Raw genomic sequence first — 18,904 nt, 5'->3', positions numbered from 1 at the left:
CCCCTGTCCGTATCCAGTTGCACGCCCAGAATGCAGGAAGGCCGGGACGTTTCCGCCCCGGCCTTCCGAAATTCCAGTGTGATCGCGGCTCAGCCGCCGAAATCATCCAGCATGATGTCTTCGCGATCCACGCCGAGCTCCAGCAGCATGTTGGTCACCGAGGAGTTCATGATCGGCGGGCCGCACATGTAGAATTCGCAATCCTCGGGTGCCGGGTGGTCCTTGAGATACTCGTCATAGAGCACGTTGTGGATGAAGCCGGTATAGCCGTCCCAGTCATCTTCCGGCAGCGCATCCGAGAGTGCGACATGCCATTCGAAATTCGGAAACTCGGCTGCCAGCTCATCAAAGTCCTCGACGAAGAACATCTCGCGCTTCGAGCGGGCACCGTACCAGAAGCTGATCTTGCGATCCTTGTTCTTCAGGCGCTTGAGCTGATCGAAGATGTGGCTTCGCATCGGCGCCATGCCGGCGCCACCGCCGATGAAGACCATCTCCTTTTTGGTGTCCCGGGCGAAGAACTCGCCAAACGGACCGGAGATTGTGACCTTGTCGCCCGGTTTTAGGTTGAAGATGTAGCTTGACATCTTCCCCGGAGGGATCCCTTGCGTGCCCGGTGGCGGCGAGGCCACGCGGACATTGAGCATGATCATGCCACGCTCTTCAGGGTAGTTCGCCATGGAATACGCCCGTTCGACCGGCTCTTCGCAGACCGACTCGTATTGCCACAGATTGAACTTGTCCCAATCCTCGCGATATTCCTCTTCGACATCGAATTCGGAATAGGTCAGCTCATGGGCCGGGGCCTCGATCTGGATATAGCCGCCGGCGCGGAAATTGACGTCCTCGCCCTCGGGCAGGTCGAGAATGAGCGCCTTGATGAAGGTCGCCACGTTCTCGTTGGAGCGGACGGTGCATTCCCATTTCTTGACGCCGAACACCTCCTCGGCGACCTCGACTTCCATATCCTGCTTCACGGCGACCTGGCAGGAGAGACGATCCCCGGCCGCGGCCTCGCGCTTGGTGATATGGCTTTTCTCGGTCGGCAGGATCGAGCCGCCGCCCGAATGGACGCGGACCCGGCATTGCGCGCAGGTGCCGCCGCCGCCGCAGGCGGAGGGCACGAAGAGCTTCTCGGAGGCAAGCGTCTGCAGAAGCTTTCCGCCAGCGGGGACGTGGATGGTTTTCTCGCCATTGATGGTGATCGCCACGTCGCCCTGTGCCACCAGCTTGGAGCGGGCGACCATGATGAGCGACACCAGCGCGATCACGATCAGGGTGAAGAGCGCAACGCCCAGGATGAAAGTGGTCATCTCTGCGCCTCCCTCAGAGTTTCACGCCGCTGAAGGACATGAAGCCCATGGCCATCAGGCCCGCGGTGATGAAGGTGATGCCGAGCCCCTGGAGCCCGTCGGGGATGTCGGAATATTTGAGCTTCTCGCGCACACCGGCCATCGCGGTGATGGCAAGCGCCCAGCCGAAGCCGGAGGAGAGGCCGTAGGTGACGCTCTCTGCGAAATTGTAGTCGCGCTCAACCATGAAGAGCGAGCCACCGAGGATGGCGCAGTTCACGGTGATGAGCGGCAGAAAGATCCCGAGCGCGTTGTAGAGCGGCGGGAAATACTTATCGAGCACCATCTCGAGGATCTGCACCATGGCGGCGATGACGCCGATATAGGAGATCAGGCCGAGGAAGGTCAGGTCGACATCGCCAAAACCCGCCCAGTCGAGCGCGCCGGGCTTCAACAACCCGTTCAGGATCAGGTTGTTGGCGGGCACGGTGATGGTTTGCACCACCATCACCGAGATGCCGAGACCGAGTGCTGTCGCCACGTTCTTCGACACGGCAATGAAGGTACACATGCCGAGGAAGAAGGAGAGCGCGAGGTTCTCGACGAAGATCGCCTTCACGGCAAGGGAGAGTAGCCCTTCCATCAGTGCGCCTCCTCAATGTGCTGGATCTGGAACTCACGCTCTTCGACCTGCTCCGGCTTCCAGCTGCGGAAGGCCCAGATGATCAGCCCGATAATGAAGAACGCAGACGGCGGCAGCAGCAGCATGCCGTTGGGCACGTACCAACCGCCATTGTTGACTGTCGGCAGCACGGTGATGCCGAACAGCGTTCCGGCGCCGAAAAGCTCGCGGAAGAAGCCGACCAGCATCAGGATGAGACCGTAGCCCAGCCCGTTGCCGATGCCGTCGATGAAGCTGTCGATCGGCGGATTCTTCATGGCGAAGGCTTCCGCGCGGCCCATCACAATGCAGTTGGTGATGATCAGGCCGACGAACACCGAGAGCGTCTTGGAGATGTCGTAGAGATAGGCCTTGAGGACCTGATCCACGAGGATCACGAGGCTGGCGATGATGACCATCTGAACGATGATCCGGATCGAGCTGGGGATATGGTTGCGCAGCATCGAGATGAACATCGAGGCAAAGGCGGTCACGAAGGTCACGGCCAGCGCCATGACGAAGGAAACCGAGAGCGACGAGGTCACCGCGAGGGCGGAGCAGATGCCCAGCACCTGCAGCGTGATCGGGTTGTTGTCGACCAGCGGGTCGACCAGATAGGTGCGTCTTGTCTGCGCCATGTCAGAGGTCTCCCGACTTGAGGTTGTCGAGGTAGGGCGCAAAGCCGTCCTCGCCCATCCAGAACTTGACCAGGTTGTCGACGCCGACCGAGGTCAGCGTGGCGCCGGCCAGCGCGTCGATATGGTGCGATTGCATGTCGGCTGAGGGCACGCCTTTGGCGACGGTGATCTTCAGATCGCCGCTCTCGTCCCGCAGCGCCTTGCCCGGCCACATGGCTTTCCAGCGCGGGTTGTCGACCTCGGCACCGAGACCGGGGGTCTCGGCATGGTCATAGAACTGGAGACCGAAGATCGAGTTCCCGTCCTCTTCCAGCGCGATGAAGCCGTAGAGCGTCGACCAGAGGCCGTAGCCGCTGATCGGCAGGATCACCTTGTCCAGATCGCCAGCCTCGTCCTTGAGCAGGTAGACCACCGAATAGTCGGACTGGCGGCCGAGCCCGGCCGGGTCCTCGCTCAGCGAATGGCTGAGGTCAGGGTCGGAGACCGCGGCGCGGTCGTCGAAGGTGGCAGCGTCGAACTGGTCCGTATAGGTGCCACTCGCAAGCTCCACCACGCGCGGCTCGAACCGGGCGAAGGCCTCGGGAACGTTGATCCCGTCCTCGTAGAGCCCGGCGACTTGCAGGATGTTCTTCTGCTTGTCGATAAGCTTGTTGGCCTCCTGCGTGGGTCGCAGGCTCACGGCGGCGGCCGAGACGACCATCGAACAGAAGAGACAGAGGGCAACGGCGACGAAGACAGTCTTGGGGACCGAATCCGTTGGCAGCGCCTTCCAGCGAGCGAGGAACCCGCCCTGGTTGTTATCGGCTTCAGGCATTGCGCTTTGCCCTCCGGGCGATGTTGGCCCGCACGACGAACCAGTCGATCAGCGGGGCGAAGATATTGGCAAACAGGATCGCGAGCATCATGCCTTCGGGGAAGGCCGGGTTCACGACACGGATCATCACGACCATGAAACCGATCAGCGCGCCATACCAGTAGCGCCCCATATTGGTATGCGAGGCGGTAACCGGCTCGGTGACCATGAAGGCGAGACCGAAGGCGTAGCCGCCCAGAACGATATGCCACCAGAAGGGCATGGCGAACATCGGGTTGGTGTCCGACCCGATCACGTTGAGCAGGGTCGAGAAGGCGATGGTGCCGGCGAGGCAACCGACCACGAGACGCCAGTTGGCGATTTTCGTGATCAGCAGGAAGGCCAGGCCGATCATGCACATGACAACCGAAGTCTCGCCGAAAGAGCCCTGCATATTGCCCCAGAGGGCGGAGGCAAAGGAGATGTCATGGGCGGCAAGACCCTGCACGCCCTCGGCGGCCGTGATGCCGAGCGCCGTGGCGCCGGAGAAGCCGTCCACCGGGGTCCAGATCGAGTCGCCCGACATCTGCGCGGGGTAGGCGAAATAGAGGAAGGCACGGGCGACAAGCGCCGGGTTGAGGAAGTTTTTCCCTGTCCCGCCAAAGACTTCCTTGCCGATCACCACACCGAAGGAGATCCCGAGCGTAACCTGCCAGAGCGGCGTCGAGGCCGGAACGATCAACACGTAGAGGATCGAGGTGACGAAGAAGCCCTCATTGACCTCATGACCGCGGATGATGGCGAAGAGGATCTCCCAGAAGAGACCGACGATCATCGTGACCGCGTAGATCGGCAGGAAATAGAGGAAGCCGTGGAACATGCTCGACAGGATGCTGTCGGGGTTCAGCCCGAAGCCGAGCCATTGCATGACCCCGATGCGCCAACCGGTATGGGCCTCCTCGCCAAGGGCGGCGAGCGCCACGTTGGCGCCGTGGCCGGTGTTCCACATGCCGAAAAAGAGGCAGGGCATCGCGGCCAGGAAGACGTAGATCATGATGCGCTTCATGTCCGTGTAGGAGCGGGCATGGGGCGCGACGGTCGAGACCGTCTTGGGCGAATAGAAGAAAGACTCCACCGCTTCGTAGAGCGGGTACCATTTCTGGAGTTTTCCGCCCTTCTCGAAATTCGGCTCGATCTTGTCGAAGATGCTACGCATGAACTTCATCGCTCAGCCCTCCTTCTCGATCTTTTCAAGGCTGTCGCGCAGGGCGAGCCCGTATTCATATTTGGCGGGACAGGCAAAGGTGCACAGCGCGAGGTCTTCCTCGTCCAGCTCCAGCGCCCCGAGCGCCTGGGCGCTGTCGGTATCCATCACCAGCAGCGACCGCAGCAGCTGCGTCGGCAGGAAGTCCTGCGGCATCAGCTCCTCGAAGATGCCGATCGGCACCATGGCGCGGCGTCCACCATGCAGGTTCGATCCCATGGGGAACTTCGTTGCCCGGTTGAGGGCCGAGGCCAGCACCGGCAGGAAACCGTACTGGTCGCGGCGCGGCGCGATCCAGGACATGAAGGTCTGCTTGCGGTCCTCGTCGATCAGCGTCACGGCGCGGGCGTAGCGGCCGAGATAGTCGAACGCTCCGCCATCGGTCATCCGCCCCGTCAGGACCGAGCCGGAAATGGCGCGCAGCGGGCCGTCGCCCGCGACCTCGCCCTCGATCAGATCGGAGAGCGACGCGCCGAGATTGGTGCGAATCAGACGCGGCGTCGCAGCGCGCGGACCGGAGAGCGAAATCACCACGGAAGTGTCGAGCTTGCCCGTCAGCATCAGCGTGCCAATGGCGAGGATATCGCCGTAGGAGATCGTCCAGGCCATCTCCTCGCCCGTGGGCGGCTCGAGATAGTGCATATGCGTGCCGGCGAGGCCGGCCGGGTGCGGCCCGTCAAAGGTCGCGACCTCGACACCGGCGATGTCGCCGCCCGGAATGCCCGCGCCGGGCGCGTGGCAGAGCCAGGTCCGACCCTCGGTGAGCTGCGACACCGCCTTGAGGCCAGCGGCAAAGGCCTCCGGCTTCTCGGCGATGATCACGGCCGGGTCGGCGGCCAGCGGCTCGCTGTCCATCGCGGTGACGTAGATCGTGGCGGGACGGCTGTCCGCAGCCGGGATCTTGGAATATGGCCGTGTACGGAACGCCGTCCAAAGCCCCGATTTCAGGAGCTTTTCAGCGATTACACCTGCGCTGCCATCCGCCGCGAGCGGACCGAAATCCACCCCGTCATCGAAGGCGTTCTCGACATCGATCACCACGCTTTGCAGCACCCGCCGCGCGCCACGGTTGATCGCCCGCACCCGTCCTGAGGCAGGCGCGGTGAAGACCACGTCCGGCGAGTCCTTGTGGCTGAAGAGCGGCTGTCCCCGTTGGACAGTCTCGCCCTCGGCAACAAGCATCTTCGGTTTGAGGCCGAGAGAATCGGCCCCGATCACCGCGACCGAGCCGATAGCCGGCCCGTCGTGGATCGTCTGGTCCGGTGCGCCGGTGATGGGCAGGTCCAGACCTCTCTTGAAGGAAAATTCGGGCATGTATTCCGCTGCGATATCCGTTCCGGTTCGATCGTTTCTCCGATCTGCAGCAGACACTAACCGGACCTCAAGTCAGGGTCACGGTATGCATTTGCATGCAGATGTTCCCGCCTCTCTTAAGGTGCCGGACGCTGCAGCACAACATTTCGACAGAGCGCCGATTGTCTCAGGCGGAATCTAGTTTGAGCGAGCCCGAGAGACAATTCGAAACCGCTCCGACTCGCGCGGAGTTTATAGCGTAGCAGGGCGCGACGCGCGCTTGCAGAAAATGCTGTCCAAATGCCGCGCCGGGCATCGACACGTCGCTGCAAAGTACCGGCGCCCCTGCCCTCGCGTTGACAGACCGCCCCGAATGGTGCCAGACCCACCGCGACCAGTTTCAACGCGGACCTATCCCATGCGCGCCACCTATCTGCTCCCTCTCACCCTCCTGCTCACCGGCTGCTTCGGGGAGGAAAAGGGCGAAACCTATCGCTTCTCCGGCGAGACAATGGGGACGACCTATAATGTCGTCGCCGTCGATGTTCCGTCCGAGATCACCGAGACCCAGATTTCCGTCGCCATCGAAGAGGCGCTGCGGATGGTCGACGGGGCGATGTCCAACTGGAACAAGGCTTCGGAGGTTTCGACATTCAACGCGCTGGACTCAACGGAACCATTTGAGATTTCAGCGGAATTCGCCCATGTGATGGAAGGTGCAAACGAGGTCCACGCGCTCTCGAAGGGCCGCTTCGATGTCACGCTCTTCCCGTTGATCGAGCTCTGGGGCTTCGGCGCCAAGAAGCCCGGCGACCCGATCCCCTCCGATGAGGAGATCGCGGCTGCGCTGGAGCATGTCGGACAGGCCGACCTGGTCAAGCTCGACGGAACCAGCCTCTCCAAGCTCGACACCGCAGTCTCGGTCAATCTCTCCGCCATCGCCAAGGGCTACGGCAATGACGCCATCGCCGAGCAGCTCAAGGGATTCGGCATCGAGAACTATCTCGTCGAAATCGGCGGCGACCTCGTCTCGGCCGGCATGAATGACAAGGGCGAGGCCTGGAAGATCGGCATCGAGACCCCGGATGCGGGGTCGAGCGCGGTCGAAATGGTGTTGCCGGTCTCAAATCTCGGCATGGCGACCTCGGGCGACTACCGGAACTTCTTCGAGCAGGATGGCGTGCGCTATTCGCACCTGATCGACCCGACCACTGGCCGCCCGGTCACCCACCGCGCGACCTCGGTCACGGTGCTGGCCGAAAACGGCATGATGGCGGATGCGCTGGCAACGGCGATGATGGTGCTGGGCGAGGAAGAGGGAATGGCGATCGCGCAGGCCAAGGATCTCGCGGTCTATTTCATCTCCCGCGCCGAGGCGGATGCCGATCAGGAATACGTGAAACACGCCAGCCCAGCCTTTGAAAAGCTGCGCAAGGCGGAGTAATCTCGTGCAGTCGCAGCTGAGGAAAAGATGATGGCTACATTCGTGCTCGCATTCCTGCTCCTGACCGGGATCGTCCTGGCCATGGCCATCGGCGTTATCCTCGTCGGCCAGAAAATGCGGATCAAGGGAAGCTGCGGCGGGCTGAACGCCATTGCGGGCGCGGATAAATGCGTTGTCTGCCAGAAGGATGTCGATCCGGACTCGCCGCTGCGCGACAAGATCCAGTGCAAGCGGGCCCGCAGGATCGTCGAGGAGATGGAGACGCCCTGAGGCGCATCTCTTTCGGAGCGCAGCGCGGCGTCAGAACTCCATCGGAATCAGGGCCAGGGCAAGGAAGGCCGCGAGCGCCGGCACCCCGTAGGCCCAGGCTTTGCGCTGCCAGTTCGGCCCCTGCGCTTTCCAGGTCTGGCGAAAGCCACGGCCGCTGAGGACCAGCAACACAAAGAGAGCGGTGGCGATCAGCGGTGTGAGGGTCAGGCTATCGGGCATGGGCCGTTCCTCGCATAGCCGCGCACACGATACCAGAGCCGCGCGCGGCGTTTCGGCGATTCAGCTCTGTGCGCCGCGAAAGTGTCGGCTCCGGCGTTGCCCCTCTGCCAGGCGAGTGCTCAAGACACCCCGGCGGCCTCGATCTGGTCGCGCGAAAGCGTCACGAGCGACTCGTGGCTCGGTTCGGAGAGCAGGACCGCCCCTTTTTCCGTTATCCGGGCCGCGAAGGCGCGGCTGGCCTGATCAGCGACGATCATCGCCACAAGACCGGGGCCGCCCTCGGACGCCTCGGCAATTGCATGGACGGAGATGCAGGTCGCGCTGGCCGGCTGCGGCAGCGCCTCGAGCAGCGCATGGATCGCGGCCGGCGCCCGGAGCGCCTTGCAGATCCGAGAGGCCGTCTTGACGCGTTCCATCGAAACATGGGCGAGGCGACGACCGGTCGAGTGAGGATGATGGAGAAGGAAATCATCCAGCCTGTCCGTCCGCAGGCCGGAAAGGCCCGGGCAATCGCCGGAGTTGGGGACGGCTTCGTAGAGGGAGAAGCCTTGCGCTTCGCGCAATCCGATCCGCAAGCCGGAGATCGTCTGGAGCGGCCGGCCCCGGGACGCATCCCCCCCCGGCCCCACTTCCAACTGAACGCATGGGCCATGATGGACAACCGGGTCGGGGCGCGATTGCGAGGCCGCAGCCATGCCGAATCCGAGTCGGGCGGGATCGCTCAAGGCTCGCGCGATGGCCGCAAGGGAGGCGGACTTGTGGCGGACCGCCTGCGTGGGCGTCGAATGCGCGAGGGCGCGAAGGCTCGGACTCCAGTCCGCCTCCGCCACCGGTTTCAGCACAGGTTGCAGCGCAGTCCAGCGCCCGAGCGCGGTGGAAAGCCCTTTCGAAAGTTCCAGAGCGCGAAATGGCGCGTCCAGCGCAACAAGCGCCGGCTCATCCTCGGTCAGGTCCTCTGCATCCTCGGGGTTGAGCGCCACCCAGGTCTGCATCTGGTCGAACAGCGCAAGATGGGCGTCGGCTCCGCTGGACTGCAACGCCTGCCCAATATCGGCGAGACTGAGGGAAAGATCCTGCTCGGCTGCTGCAATAAAGCCGGAGTGACCGGCCGAAATCACCTGGCGCCGATAGTGCTCGGCCTGAAAGAGCTGCCGCACGGCCAGGGGCACATCGTCCGCACCCGGAATTGCCCCGCCGGTCAATTCAAGGGTCGCGCTATAGATTTCCGCAACGAGAGCACCGGGATCCTTTTCCAGCCGCTGCAGAACGGACCGGCGGACAGGAACTCGCACCTGCCCCTGCTGCTTGCCGAAGGGCTTGAGCGGCTCCACGATGGGGTCCTGCCTAGAGCGGTTCTCTTGGGTGAAGAAATTACGAAGCATTCCGCCCTCGGCTGTAATACACCACTCATTTGCCCTTAGGTCAGCGTCAAAAAAATGGCAAAAACGGGGACAATCTCAGGAACTGACCTGACGAAAGGACAGGCCCTTGCGGGTTTCGTCCGAGCGCGGGCCTTCCGGGGCCATTGTCCGGGCTCTCCTGAGGCGGCACCGGGGGGAATGACGGGGCGGATCCGAGCACGTTTCAGCGACAAATGCCCAATATTCCCAAAGGAATACTGCACTCAAGGCAGCGCGCTCGGACGCCACAGGCTAGCGCCGTTTCAAGAGCGACATTGGCCTGACGGACTGCGTTTCTTTCGAGGCAACGCCGTTCGGTACCCACGCCTGCGTCATGCAAGCTCGGCGCTCCCGGCAATGTACGGCATTGAAGAAACCGGCAGTGACCCGAAGGGGCGTGCAGCGCGCCGCCCGCCCCCTATCGGTTCCCAGGTCCCCTGCGGATTACTCCTGCGGGATCACCCGCAGGGACAGTTCACGCAGCTGTTCGTTGCTCGGCGCCGACGGCGCGTCCATCATCAGGTCTTCGGCCCGCTGGTTCATCGGGAAGAGCATGACCTCGCGGATATTGGACTGATCAGCGAGCAGCATGACGATCCGGTCGATCCCCGCCGCGCAGCCACCGTGGGGCGGGGCACCGAAACGGAAGGCATTGACCATGCCGCCGAAGCGCTTGGTCACTTCTTCCTTCGGGTAGCCGGCCAGTTCGAACGCCTTGAACATGATCTCCGGCTTGTGGTTCCGGATCGCGCCCGAGAGAATCTCGTAGCCGTTGCAGGCAAGGTCGTACTGGTAGCCCAGCACGGCAAGCGGGTCGCCTTCCAGCGCTTCCAGCCCGCCCTGCGGCATCGAGAACGGGTTATGCTCGAAATCAATCGTGCCGGTTTCCTCGTCCTTCTCGTAGATCGGGAAATCGACAATCCAGGCGAAGGCGAAACGTTCGGTATCCGTGAGCTTCAGCTCCGTGCCGATCACATCGCGGGCCTTGCCGGCGACCTTCTCGAAGACGGAGGGCTTGCCGCCAAGGAAGAAGGCCGCGTCGCCCACGGCGAGGCCGAGTTGCTGGCGGATGGCTTCGGTGCGTTCGGGGCCGATATTCTTGGCCAGCGGGCCGGCGGCTTCCATGCCCTGCCCTTGGTCGCGCCAGAAGATATAGCCCATCCCCGGCAGGCCTTCCTGTTGGGCGAACTTGTTCATCCGGTCGCAGAACTTGCGCGATCCGCCCGTCGGCGCGGGGATGGCGCGGATCTGGGTGCCGTCCTGTTCCAGCAGTTTGGCAAAGATCGCGAAGCCGGAGCCGCGGAAATGCTCGGAGACGTCCTGCATCTTGATCGGGTTGCGCAGGTCCGGTTTGTCGGTGCCGTACCAAAGCGCCGAGTCGCGATAGGAGATCTGCGGCCAGTCGGCGGCGGCGTCGACCTTGCGGCCCCCACCGAACTCCTCGAAGACACCGGCAAGCACCGGCGCAACCACGTCGAACACGTCCTGCTGGCTGACGAAGGACATCTCCAGGTCGAGCTGGTAAAAATCGGTCGGCGAGCGGTCAGCGCGCGGGTCCTCGTCGCGGAAACAGGGCGCGATCTGGAAATACTTGTCGAAACCGGCAACCATCATCAGCTGCTTGAACTGCTGCGGGGCCTGCGGCAGCGCGTAGAACTTGCCCGGATGCAGGCGGGACGGCACGAGAAAGTCGCGCGCGCCTTCAGGGCTCGACGCGGTGATGATCGGCGTCTGGTACTCACGGAAATCCTGCGCCCACATGCGCTTGCGCATCGAGGCCACGACATCGGAGCGCAGCTTCATGCTCTCCTGCATCTGCTCGCGGCGCAGATCGAGATAGCGATAGCGAAGGCGCGTCTCTTCCGGGTATTCCTGGTCGCCAAAGACCATCAACGGCAGCTCTTCAGCGGCGCCGAGCACTTCCATGTCGCGGATAAAGACCTCGACCTCGCCGGTGGGCAGCTTGGGATTGATCAGGTCGTCGGCCCGCGCCATCACATTGCCGTCGATCCGGATACAGTACTCGGAGCGCAGCTTCTCGACCTCGTTGAAGACGGGGCTGTCGGGGTCGCAGAGGACCTGCGTCATCCCGTAGTGATCGCGCAGGTCGATGAAAAGGATGCCGCCGTGATCCCGGATCCGATGGACCCAACCGGAGAGTCGGACGGTTTCGCCCACGTTTTCGCGGGTCAGGTCGGCGCAGGTCATGCTGCGGAAGGCGTGCATATCGGGGCCCTTTCGGCGGGAGTTCGATGGTTCGGGCCGATACACCGCGCGCGGGGCGGGATGTCAAGCCGGACGGGCGGATTCCGGCGATGATACGGGCGCAGGTCGCAGCGATGTCCCACGCGGGCGAAGCCCGCGCCACGCCCGACGGGAGGAGCGCATCTGCGATGCGTCGACGACGGGAGGGACGCCCCCGACGCTCGCGAGCCTGCGGGAAAGGGACGCAAAAGCTTGCGATCCGGTCAACCAGTCCGGTGTCGATCTCAGGGAAGCTGTCTTCCGACATACGCCGTGCCCGGATCCGTGGGGACATCGAGAGGACGGAATCCCAGTGTTGCGTAGAAATGCAGGGCTCGGGTGTTCAGTGGCTGGACACCAAGATGGATGCCCTGTGCTCCGCGAGCGGCCAATGCCTCGAACAGGGCGCTCATCAATTGGCGCCCTGCCCCTTTTCCCTGCATGCGGGGCAGAAGGTCGATATGGCCGTGGGCAGGCCAGTCCTCGCGCAATGCGGCCGGCGACGGCCTGGGGCGATGGATCCAGCTGCGCAACCAGTCGCTGGGCCTTTTCCAGCTTGCCTCATCCGCGCCGGGATCCGGCAGCTCTGCCCTGTGCCGGGGAAACCACTCAGCTGCGGCCCAGGCATCGAAGGCGACGCTGTCGGGGACACCAAGAACATATCCCGCCACCCCGTCATCGTCCTCGACGACCAGCGAAACACCGGGTTCGAAATGGACATAGGGCTCCGCGAAGACGAGCGAGAGCAGCTCCGGAGCATCCTCCTTGTCGCGCGCGTCTCCTCCGGCATCAGCCGTGGCGATGCAGATCTCGCGCATCTCCGGCAGGTCGGCAAGGCAAGCGGGGCGAATGTGGAGTTGCGTGGCGGGCATGAGACTTCCTGAGATGCGATGACACGGGCGCAACGGCGCGCGCGGACTCGTATCGATCTAGCAGTCCACCGGGACAGGTTGAACCTGCCGTACCGACGCATTCGATGGGACTTGAGTTGTCGCTTTTGCACCCAACGTTTTCTTCTGGATCAGCGGGCCTCCCGCCGGTCCCCTGTGCGCGCGGAGCGCGCGTCGGGAGACGGTTGGGGGTGGCCCGCCTTCGGCGGGTCCGGGGCCGGCTCTACTTGAGGATCGGTGGCGCGTCGGGATCCATGCCCGGTGGCGTGATCTCGGTCACGTCCGGTTTCGGCGGCTCCGGCAGTTCGAAGCGCAGGCCGACGCGGGCAAGGCTGGCCGAGAGCGGGTCGGTGGCCGCAAAGAAAGCGACATCCATTTCGCCCGCTTCCAGGCCCGAAAAGGTCAGCGCTTCGCTCGCCGCATTCGCCAATGCCCCTTCCGCGCCCGGAACGGCATCGACAAAAGCCAGCAGATGCGTCTGGCGGCCACTCTGGTAGCGCACCCCGACGAGATAAACCATCTTTGCCAGCCCGGCGGCCGTGGCGAGCTTGGTGTCAAGCCCCGCGAGCAGAATCTCGGGGATGTTCCCCGGAGCGGTCACCTCTTCGGGACGCTCTTCGGCCTCCTGCGGGCCGTGCTCAAGGGTTTCGGCAAGCCAATCCACCGCTTCTTTCGGCAGGATGATCTCCCCACCCTCGACACCGAGATTGACACCGAGGCCGATCCCCTGCCCTGCCAGCAGTTTCACAGCCTGCCGGCCCGAGAGCGCCGCGTATGGCGCCGGTTTGCCGAGAAAATCACCAAGCCGGAGTTCGCGGTCAAAGACCAGCACCACCGGACCGTCCTCCAGCGAGAAGAGCTCCGGCGCGATGCTGTCGCCCTCCGCCTCCTTCGCCAGCAGCAGGAACAATTCGGAATCGGCCAGGCGCTCGTAAAAGCGCAGTCGCGTTGCGCCATCCTCGGGCGCGGCCTGCATGGCGGCATGGGCTTCGTCCAGGGGCGTTGTCTCGTCGGTCATTCCATCACCTCTTTCACCCGCGCGCGCAGGACGGGCAGCACATCAGTCTCGAACCATGGGTTCTTCTTCAGCCACGCCGTATTGCGCCAGGACGGGTGAGGCAAGGGGAAGCAGGCGGGCGCGAAGTCGCGCCAGGCCGCGACAGTGCGTGTGACGCCACCCTGAGCGTCTCGTCCGAGATGGTATTTCTGCGCATATCCACCGATGAGCAGAGTCAGCCGGAACGGCCCAGCATGCTCCAGCGCGGCCGCCCGCCAGGTCTCCGCACAGATCCGGGGCGGCGGCAGGTCAGTGCCCTTGGCATAGCCCGGGAAACAGAACCCCATCGGGATGATCGCCACCCGGTCACGGTCGTAGAAATCGTCCCTGTCGAGGCCCAGCCAGTCGCGCAGCCGGTCCCCGGATGGGTCGTGGAACGGGATGCCCGCCTCATGGACCCGGGCGCCCGGCGCCTGCCCCGCGATCAGTATCCGCGCGCCCGGGCGGAACCAGACCACAGGGCGCGGCATATGTGCCGTCTCCGTGGCAGCGAATCGCTCCGTACAAAGGCGGCACGCGGCAATGCGTCCCGGAAGCTCTGGACTATCCTCATTCATGAAGGACAGACTATAACATGTTCCCTTTCCTTGCAAAATTTAGATCTTGCTATATTTCTAATATTATAGAAATATAGAGGCATGACAGATCACTCCCCCTGCCCCATCCCGCTGGAAATTGCGGCTTCGACTTTCGCCGCGCTCGGGTCGGAACAACGCCTCGGCGTGTTGCGCAGTCTCGTGCGCGCCGGCCCCGATGGGCTCTCCATCGGCCTGCTCGGCGAGCGCTGCGGCGTGACCGGGTCCACTCTCACCCATCACGTCCGAATCCTGACCCAGGCAGGGCTGGTCCACCAGACGAAAAAGGGGCGCAGCGTGATCTGCGCCGCCGTCGCCTATGGCGAGATCAAGGCCCTTTCCGATTTCCTCCTCTCCGAGTGTTGCGCCGATTGCGCGGCACCTGTCGAAGGCCATGACCATGACTGACACGACCCAATCCTCTTCCCGCCGGCCCGACTTCTGGCGGCGCGTCGATAAAGTCTGGCTGCTGATCGCCGCCATTCCAGCCGCGGTCGCCCTGCTCGACCCGCCGCAGGCCTGGCCGACGGTCGAATTTGCCCTGGGCGCCCTCGGTCATACAGCGCCCTTCATCCTCTTCGCCGTCCTCGCCGTGGCGCTCCTGAAGGCGACCGGCGCCGAGACCCTGCTCGCGCGGGCCTTCGAGGGGCGCGAAGTCCGCATGATCCTCCTCGCCGCCGGCGCTGGCGGGCTCTCGCCCTTCTGCTCCTGCGAGGTCATCCCCTTCATCGCCGCGATGCTGGCCCTCGGTGCACCGCTCTCGGCAGTCATGGCCTTCTGGCTCGCCTCGCCGCTGATGGATCCGGCCATGTTCCTGATCACCTCCGGCACGCTTGGCTGGGAATTTGCTGTCGCAAAGACCGTCTCGGCAGTGGCGCTCGGCCTTCTTGGCGGCTTCGGTGTGCGCCTCCTCGCCAATTCCCCCGTCTTCACCGACCCGCTGCGGGAGAAGCCGCAAATCGGTGGCTGCTGTGGTGCTCAGAGACCCTTTTCCGGCAAGCCGGTCTGGAAATTCTGGCCCGACCCTGCGCGCCGCGCCGCCTTCTGGGGCTCGGTTCGCGAGAATGGCCCTTTCCTCTTCAAATGGCTGCTGTTGGCCTATCTGCTCGAAGCCTTGATGCTGGAATACGTCCCCGCTGACGCCATAGCGCAGCTCCTGGGTGGCGAGGGCATCCGCCCGGTCTTCCTGGGAGCAATCGTCGGCGCCCCGGCCTATCTCAACGGCTACGCCGCCGTTCCGCTGATCGACGCCTTGCTGCAACAGGGAATGGCGCCAGGCGCGGCGATGTCCTTCGCCATCGCCGGCGGCGTGAGCTGCATCCCGGCCGCCGTTGCGGTCTGGGCACTGGTCAAACCGCGGGTCTTTGCCGGCTATATCGGCTTCGCCATGCTCGGCGCGCTGCTCGCGGGGCTCGGCTGGGGCGCCATCGCCTGAACGCGCCCCGCGAACCAACCGAGGCACGACGCAACAATGCGGCCAAATCGGTCGCATTGGCCGCATTTTGTCAACGACCTTGTAGAGCGCGCGGCCACAAAGCCATAATACAGCCCCAATACCCACCCATAGTTAACCGGAGTGAAACGCTATCTCTCCGATGGTAGCGGGTGGGACGATGCCGAGATCGGTTAATGATCGAATTTGACAATGTAAGTAAATCTTTCTGGACGGGCACGCAGCGCAAGGTGATCCTTGATCGCGCGAACCTGCGCGTCGAGGTCGGGCGTTCGCTCGGCATTCTCGCGCCCAACGGGGCCGGAAAGACGACGATCATCAACATGATGGCAGGGCTGGAGAAGCCCGACGAAGGCGAGATCCGCCGGTCCAGCAAGGTCTCCTTCCCGCTCGGTTTCATGGGGGGCGTTGTCAACCGCCACACGGCCACAGAGAACGCCCGCTACATTGCCCGGCTCTACGGGCTGGACCCCGATTACGTCGAAGCCTTCTCACGCTGGATGTGCGGGCTGGAGGAGTATTTCGACATGCCCGTGGGAACCTATTCCACCGGCATGCGCGCACGTTTCTGCTTCTCGCTTATGCTGGCGCTGGATTTCGACATTTACCTGATCGACGAGGGCATGCCGAACTCGACGGATGTCGAGTTCAACAAAAAGGCAGGTTCGATCCTTCGCGAACGCCTGACAAAAACAACCGTGGTGATAGTGTCACACCAGCCCACAACGCTGGAAAAATTTGCCCGAAGCGCCGCGGTGCTTCGCGGCGGAAGATTCCACATGTTCGACACCCTGGAAGAGGCGCGGCAGCTTTATGACTACCAAGGCTAGGAAATATCGCCTCAAAAGGGGCCAGCCCCTTGCGGATGCGGTCGCGCCTGCGGAAGCGGCGCCGGTCGAAACAGCAAAGGTGGATGCGGCCGAACCGTCGGCCGCGAAACCGCAGGCTCAAACCGGCGAACTTTCCTCGGCGGCGGAAGTCGCCTCGGAGACAGAGATCGCGGCAATTCGCAAGGAAGGCCTGACGGGCCGGCAATTGCGCATGGCACGGCGCGCGGCGCAGAAGCACGGGCTTGCCCCGACATCGGATTTCGACGCAGTACGCCTGCTTCGCTCCAGGGGCATCGACCCGTTCCGTCGTGCCCCTATGCTGGAGCTGGTCTCCAACCAGCAGGACAGCCCCTCTGGCGAGCAGATCCAGTTGCCACAGACCATGGTGCGCTCGGCCGCGCCGGCCACACAGGCCCTTGCGTCGACCCAGACGCAGGTCGAGATCCCTTCGAACCAGGCCGACGAGATCTTCCGCATCCAGCGCGACATCGCTGCCCGCCGGCGCCGCAAGACGATGCTGCTGCTGGCGCGCCTCGCCGTCTTCGTCCTGCTGCCGACGTTGATGGCTGGCTGGTATTTCGGCGTCATCGCCACGTCGACCTATGCGACCAAGTCCGAATTCGTCATCCAGCAGGCCGATTCCGCCGGCGCTACCGGGCTTGGCGGGCTGTTCCAGGGCACCGGGCTTGCCGTACAGCAGGACAGTACGACGGTGCAGTCCTACCTTCAGTCGCGCGACGCGATGATGCGGCTTGACGCGGACAAGGGGTTCAAGGCGCATTTCAGCCAGGACTGGATCGACCCGATCCAGCGCCTGCAACCGGACGCGTCCAACGAGGACGCCTACAGGCTCTATCAGCGCAATGTGAAAGTTGGTTTCGATCCGACCGAGGGCATTTTGAAAATGGAAGTCATCGCGGCCGAACCACGGGTCAGCCAGGACTTCGCCGAGGCCTTGATCGGCTATGCCGAGGAGCAGGTGGACAACCTGACGCAGCGGCTGCGCGAAGACCAGATGGCAGGCGCGATGGAGAGCTATGAAGGCGCCGAACAAAAGGTGCGCGATGCCCAACAGCAGGTGTTGGACCTCCAGGAAGAGCTCGGCGTTCTGGACCCGGTGACCGAGACCGGTGCAATCATGAACCAGATCTCCAACTTCGAGCTGCAACTCTATGAAAAACAGCTCCAGCTCGAGCAGCTGAAGGCCAATGCGCGGCCCAATCTCGCCCGTGTCAGCGGCGTGCAAGGGGATATCACGCGGCTGGAAGCGCTGATTGACAACTTGCGCAGCTCGATGACCGAAAGCGGCACGGGCGAGGCCTCGTTGGCGCGGATCTCCGGCCAACTCCGGATTGCCGAGGCGGAGCTGACCACCCGTCAGCTCCTGTTGCAGCAGGCCGCCCAACAGCTCGAAATGGCGCGGATCGAGGCCAACCGGCAGGTTCGCTACATGGCCATCGGCGTGCGCCCCGTGGCGCCGGACGAACCGACCTATCCGCGCGCCTTCGAGAATACACTGCTGGCATTCCTGATCTTTGCGGGTATCTATCTGATGGTATCGCTGACCGCTTCGGTTCTGCGCGAACAGATATCATCCTGACGGAGGCTCCCATGATCGACGTGAAAGTCGGCGACCTGGTGATCGGCAACAATCGCCCGCTCACCGTTATTGCCGGACCGTGCCAACTGGAAACGCTCGACCACGCGCTGATGATCGCCTCGACGCTCGCCTCCGCCTGCTCCGAGGCCGGGCTCGGCTTCGTCTTCAAGGCCTCCTATGACAAGGCCAACCGGACTTCTCTCTCCGGCAAGCGCGGACCGGGAATGGAAGCCGGCCTCGAGATCCTTGCCGAAGTCCGCGCACGCACCGGCTGTCCGACCCTCACCGATATCCACACCCCCGAGCAATGCGCGCCCGCCGCCGAAGCGGTCGACATTCTCCAAGTTCCAGCCTTCCTCTGCCGTCAGACAGATCTTCTTCTGGCTGCGGGCGAAACCGGCGCTGCGGTCAACATCAAGAAGGGCCAGTTCCTCGCTCCCTGGGACATGACCAACGTCGCCGAGAAAGTCGCCTCGACCGGCAACAGCCGCATCCTGCTAACAGAGCGCGGCAATTCCTTTGGATACAACACGCTCGTTGCGGATATGCGCAGCCTGCCGCAGATGGCATCGACCGGCTACCCTGTCGTTATGGACGCGACCCATGCAGTGCAGCAGCCCGGCGGTCTCGGCGGGGCCAGCGGCGGACAACGCGAGTTCGCCCCGGTGATGGCCCGCGCGGCCACAGCCTTGGGAATTGCGGCGGTTTTTGTCGAAACCCATGAGCAGCCGGACGCGGCCCCGTCGGACGGACCGAACATGATCCCGCTTCGAGAAATGCCGGAATTGCTGGGGATTCTCGCTTCTATCGACCGAATTGCGAAGGCCAGCCCCATTCGGCTTCAGACCGATCGGAAAAAGTGAAGTTTTTTGTCGGGAGGGTCTTGCGGCACCCAGCAGCAGGAAGTATCAACCGCTCCGCTGCTGGGGTGTAGCCAAGTGGTAAGGCAGCGGTTTTTGGTACCGTGTATCGTAGGTTCGA

19 protein-coding genes are annotated in these 18,904 nt (G+C 63.5%); 7 read left to right on the top strand and 12 right to left on the bottom strand.

All coding sequences use genetic code 11. The features are described from left to right. Window positions 1-89: 89 nt before the first annotated feature. Genes nqrF through R3X27_RS21695 form a run of 6 tightly spaced genes read right to left on the bottom strand, consistent with a single transcriptional unit; the run spans window position 90 to window position 5,962 of the window. Window positions 90-1,313 carry an NADH:ubiquinone reductase (Na(+)-transporting) subunit F gene (gene nqrF, locus R3X27_RS21720; RefSeq protein ID WP_317710999.1) on the bottom strand — a complete coding sequence of 408 codons (1,224 nt, stop codon included), beginning with the start codon at window positions 1,311-1,313 and terminating at the stop codon, window positions 90-92. Between the two features lie 13 nt (window positions 1,314-1,326). Further along, on the bottom strand, window positions 1,327-1,935 hold the full coding sequence (gene nqrE, locus R3X27_RS21715; protein WP_093161744.1) for an NADH:ubiquinone reductase (Na(+)-transporting) subunit E: 609 nt from the start codon (window positions 1,933-1,935) through the stop codon (window positions 1,327-1,329). Next, the gene (locus tag R3X27_RS21710) at window positions 1,935-2,591 is read right to left on the bottom strand and encodes an NADH:ubiquinone reductase (Na(+)-transporting) subunit D (RefSeq protein ID WP_317710998.1); all 657 of its coding nucleotides are present in this window, start codon (window positions 2,589-2,591) and stop codon (window positions 1,935-1,937) included. The genes nqrE and R3X27_RS21710 overlap by 1 nt, the downstream gene beginning before the upstream one ends. A gap of 1 nt (window position 2,592) precedes the next feature. Continuing rightward, window positions 2,593-3,405, bottom strand: coding sequence for a Na(+)-translocating NADH-quinone reductase subunit C (locus R3X27_RS21705; RefSeq protein WP_317710997.1), 813 nt, complete (start codon window positions 3,403-3,405; stop codon window positions 2,593-2,595). Continuing rightward, window positions 3,398-4,609, bottom strand: a complete 1,212-nt coding sequence (locus R3X27_RS21700) for an NADH:ubiquinone reductase (Na(+)-transporting) subunit B (protein WP_317710996.1) — start codon at window positions 4,607-4,609, stop codon at window positions 3,398-3,400. The genes R3X27_RS21705 and R3X27_RS21700 overlap by 8 nt, the downstream gene beginning before the upstream one ends. Window positions 4,610-4,612: 3 nt before the next feature. Further along, window positions 4,613-5,962 carry a Na(+)-translocating NADH-quinone reductase subunit A gene (locus tag R3X27_RS21695; RefSeq protein WP_317710995.1) on the bottom strand — a complete coding sequence of 450 codons (1,350 nt, stop codon included), beginning with the start codon at window positions 5,960-5,962 and terminating at the stop codon, window positions 4,613-4,615. Between the two features lie 397 nt (window positions 5,963-6,359). On the opposite strand from R3X27_RS21695, the gene R3X27_RS21690 reads away from it, so the two are divergent. Next, window positions 6,360-7,385, top strand: coding sequence for an FAD:protein FMN transferase (locus R3X27_RS21690; RefSeq protein ID WP_317710994.1), 1,026 nt, complete (start codon window positions 6,360-6,362; stop codon window positions 7,383-7,385). A 30-nt stretch (window positions 7,386-7,415) separates the two neighbouring features. Beyond that, complete coding sequence (gene nqrM / locus R3X27_RS21685) at window positions 7,416-7,655, top strand: (Na+)-NQR maturation NqrM (protein ID WP_317710993.1); 240 nt, start codon at window positions 7,416-7,418, stop codon at window positions 7,653-7,655. Window positions 7,656-7,685: 30 nt separating this feature from the next. Here the strand turns inward: nqrM and R3X27_RS21680 are convergent, their stop codons facing one another. The 6 genes from R3X27_RS21680 to R3X27_RS21655 form a co-directional block, all read right to left on the bottom strand. Further along, complete coding sequence (locus tag R3X27_RS21680) at window positions 7,686-7,874, bottom strand: hypothetical protein (protein ID WP_317710992.1); 189 nt, start codon at window positions 7,872-7,874, stop codon at window positions 7,686-7,688. Window positions 7,875-7,993: 119 nt separating this feature from the next. After that, entirely contained in the window at window positions 7,994-9,205 is a 1,212-nt protein-coding gene (locus tag R3X27_RS21675; RefSeq protein WP_317710991.1) for a hypothetical protein, read from the bottom strand. Window positions 9,206-9,718: 513 nt separating this feature from the next. Continuing rightward, window positions 9,719-11,500, bottom strand: coding sequence for an aspartate--tRNA ligase (aspS, locus tag R3X27_RS21670; RefSeq protein ID WP_317710990.1), 1,782 nt, complete (start codon window positions 11,498-11,500; stop codon window positions 9,719-9,721). A 263-nt stretch (window positions 11,501-11,763) separates the two neighbouring features. Continuing rightward, the gene (locus R3X27_RS21665; RefSeq protein WP_317710989.1) at window positions 11,764-12,390 is read right to left on the bottom strand and encodes a GNAT family N-acetyltransferase; all 627 of its coding nucleotides are present in this window, start codon (window positions 12,388-12,390) and stop codon (window positions 11,764-11,766) included. A gap of 241 nt (window positions 12,391-12,631) precedes the next feature. Further along, entirely contained in the window at window positions 12,632-13,426 is a 795-nt protein-coding gene (locus R3X27_RS21660) for an SseB family protein (protein WP_317710988.1), read from the bottom strand. Further along, window positions 13,423-14,022: a uracil-DNA glycosylase family protein gene (locus R3X27_RS21655; protein ID WP_317710987.1), complete on the bottom strand. Its 600-nt coding sequence runs from the start codon at window positions 14,020-14,022 to the stop codon at window positions 13,423-13,425. Before R3X27_RS21655 ends, R3X27_RS21660 begins: the two co-directional genes overlap by 4 nt. A gap of 81 nt (window positions 14,023-14,103) precedes the next feature. Between R3X27_RS21655 and R3X27_RS21650 the strand changes: the two genes are divergently transcribed. The 5 genes from R3X27_RS21650 to kdsA all read left to right on the top strand — a co-directional run bounded on the left by R3X27_RS21650 (window position 14,104) and on the right by kdsA (window position 18,786). After that, window positions 14,104-14,448: an ArsR/SmtB family transcription factor gene (locus R3X27_RS21650; protein ID WP_317710986.1), complete on the top strand. Its 345-nt coding sequence runs from the start codon at window positions 14,104-14,106 to the stop codon at window positions 14,446-14,448. Next, on the top strand, window positions 14,441-15,475 hold the full coding sequence (locus tag R3X27_RS21645) for a permease (protein ID WP_317710985.1): 1,035 nt from the start codon (window positions 14,441-14,443) through the stop codon (window positions 15,473-15,475). The genes R3X27_RS21650 and R3X27_RS21645 overlap by 8 nt, the downstream gene beginning before the upstream one ends. A gap of 194 nt (window positions 15,476-15,669) precedes the next feature. Next, a complete protein-coding gene (locus R3X27_RS21640; RefSeq protein ID WP_317710984.1) occupies window positions 15,670-16,323 on the top strand; it encodes an ABC transporter ATP-binding protein in 654 nt (217 codons plus the stop codon). Continuing rightward, window positions 16,307-17,923, top strand: a complete 1,617-nt coding sequence (locus R3X27_RS21635; protein WP_317710983.1) for a capsule biosynthesis protein — start codon at window positions 16,307-16,309, stop codon at window positions 17,921-17,923. Before R3X27_RS21640 ends, R3X27_RS21635 begins: the two co-directional genes overlap by 17 nt. Before the next feature lie 11 nt (window positions 17,924-17,934). Then, window positions 17,935-18,786: a 3-deoxy-8-phosphooctulonate synthase gene (gene kdsA, locus R3X27_RS21630; RefSeq protein WP_317710982.1), complete on the top strand. Its 852-nt coding sequence runs from the start codon at window positions 17,935-17,937 to the stop codon at window positions 18,784-18,786. Window positions 18,787-18,904 lie beyond the last annotated feature (118 nt).

This window comes from Tropicimonas sp. TH_r6 (genome assembly GCF_033101155.1).
Classification (GTDB): Bacteria; Pseudomonadota; Alphaproteobacteria; order Rhodobacterales; family Rhodobacteraceae; genus Tropicimonas.
This window is presented reverse-complemented; position numbering and strand designations above follow the sequence as displayed.

What these genes read in the sequence shown, in the direction of transcription:
- nqrF (WP_317710999.1), bottom strand. Translation starts at nt 1,313, where the DNA reads ATGACCACTTTCATCCTGGGCGTTGCGCTCTTCACCCTGATCGTGATC.
- nqrE (WP_093161744.1), bottom strand. Translation starts at nt 1,935, where the DNA reads ATGGAAGGGCTACTCTCCCTTGCCGTGAAGGCGATCTTCGTCGAGAAC.
- R3X27_RS21710 (WP_317710998.1), bottom strand. Translation starts at nt 2,591, where the DNA reads ATGGCGCAGACAAGACGCACCTATCTGGTCGACCCGCTGGTCGACAAC.
- R3X27_RS21705 (WP_317710997.1), bottom strand. Translation starts at nt 3,405, where the DNA reads ATGCCTGAAGCCGATAACAACCAGGGCGGGTTCCTCGCTCGCTGGAAG.
- R3X27_RS21700 (WP_317710996.1), bottom strand. Translation starts at nt 4,609, where the DNA reads ATGAAGTTCATGCGTAGCATCTTCGACAAGATCGAGCCGAATTTCGAG.
- R3X27_RS21695 (WP_317710995.1), bottom strand. Translation starts at nt 5,962, where the DNA reads ATGCCCGAATTTTCCTTCAAGAGAGGTCTGGACCTGCCCATCACCGGC.
- R3X27_RS21690 (WP_317710994.1), top strand. Translation starts at nt 6,360, where the DNA reads ATGCGCGCCACCTATCTGCTCCCTCTCACCCTCCTGCTCACCGGCTGC.
- nqrM (WP_317710993.1), top strand. Translation starts at nt 7,416, where the DNA reads ATGGCTACATTCGTGCTCGCATTCCTGCTCCTGACCGGGATCGTCCTG.
- R3X27_RS21680 (WP_317710992.1), bottom strand. Translation starts at nt 7,874, where the DNA reads ATGCCCGATAGCCTGACCCTCACACCGCTGATCGCCACCGCTCTCTTT.
- aspS (WP_317710990.1), bottom strand. Translation starts at nt 11,500, where the DNA reads ATGCACGCCTTCCGCAGCATGACCTGCGCCGACCTGACCCGCGAAAAC.
- R3X27_RS21665 (WP_317710989.1), bottom strand. Translation starts at nt 12,390, where the DNA reads ATGCCCGCCACGCAACTCCACATTCGCCCCGCTTGCCTTGCCGACCTG.
- R3X27_RS21660 (WP_317710988.1), bottom strand. Translation starts at nt 13,426, where the DNA reads ATGACCGACGAGACAACGCCCCTGGACGAAGCCCATGCCGCCATGCAG.
- R3X27_RS21655 (WP_317710987.1), bottom strand. Translation starts at nt 14,022, where the DNA reads ATGAATGAGGATAGTCCAGAGCTTCCGGGACGCATTGCCGCGTGCCGC.
- R3X27_RS21650 (WP_317710986.1), top strand. Translation starts at nt 14,104, where the DNA reads ATGACAGATCACTCCCCCTGCCCCATCCCGCTGGAAATTGCGGCTTCG.
- R3X27_RS21645 (WP_317710985.1), top strand. Translation starts at nt 14,441, where the DNA reads ATGACTGACACGACCCAATCCTCTTCCCGCCGGCCCGACTTCTGGCGG.
- R3X27_RS21640 (WP_317710984.1), top strand. Translation starts at nt 15,670, where the DNA reads ATGATCGAATTTGACAATGTAAGTAAATCTTTCTGGACGGGCACGCAG.
- R3X27_RS21635 (WP_317710983.1), top strand. Translation starts at nt 16,307, where the DNA reads ATGACTACCAAGGCTAGGAAATATCGCCTCAAAAGGGGCCAGCCCCTT.
- kdsA (WP_317710982.1), top strand. Translation starts at nt 17,935, where the DNA reads ATGATCGACGTGAAAGTCGGCGACCTGGTGATCGGCAACAATCGCCCG.